Origin of the sequence: Streptococcus mitis, assembly GCF_047465045.1 — a bacterium.
Taxonomy (GTDB): Bacteria; Bacillota; Bacilli; order Lactobacillales; family Streptococcaceae; genus Streptococcus; species Streptococcus mitis_DT.
Map to the genome: position 1 here is coordinate 1 of NZ_JASHAR010000049.1, position 634 is coordinate 634.

At 39.0% G+C, this 634-nt stretch carries 1 protein-coding gene; it reads left to right on the forward strand.

Translation table 11 applies throughout. The annotated features are described in order from the left end of the window. Window positions 1-98: 98 nt before the first annotated feature. Window positions 99-634 (forward strand): helix-turn-helix domain-containing protein (locus tag QM409_RS10740; RefSeq protein WP_414305736.1); only part of this gene is annotated, 536 nt, incomplete at its 3' end.

Below are 634 nucleotides of genomic sequence, written 5' to 3' on the forward strand. Positions count from 1 at the left end.
GTAACTTCCACTTGCCCAACCAAAGTGGAAATTAGTCTAAAACGGATTTTTATGGTGGAATTAAGTGTGAGACGTTTGAGTTAGAAATGAGGTCTACTATGACAAAATATAAACATCTTACCCTTTCAGACCGTAATGATATCCAATTAGGTTTAGAGCGCGGTGAAACCTTCAAAGCTATTGGACAATCCATTCTAAAAGATCCGACAACTGTTTCTAAAGAAGTCAAACGAAACAAACAAGTCCGAGAGTCTACATGCCATAACCTTCCTTGCACTTTGCTCGATAAGGCTCCATTTGTCTGTAATGGTTGCCCTAAAAAAAGACAAAATTGTGGCTATCAGAAAATCTTCTACCTTGCTAAACAAGCTCAAAAGCAGTACGAACAAACTCTTGTTGAATCTCGTGAAGGAACTCCCCTCAATTCCAAGACCTTCTGGGACATGGACAAAGTCATTTCTGATGGTGTTAAAAAAGGACAACACATCTATCATATTCTCAAAACTCACAATCTTGATGTCAGCTCCTCAACTGTCTATCGACATATCCGAAAAGGATACTTATCTATCGCTCCTATTGACCTAGCCAGAGCCGTTAAATTCAAAGAAAGACGGAAAAGTAAGCTACCTTCCAT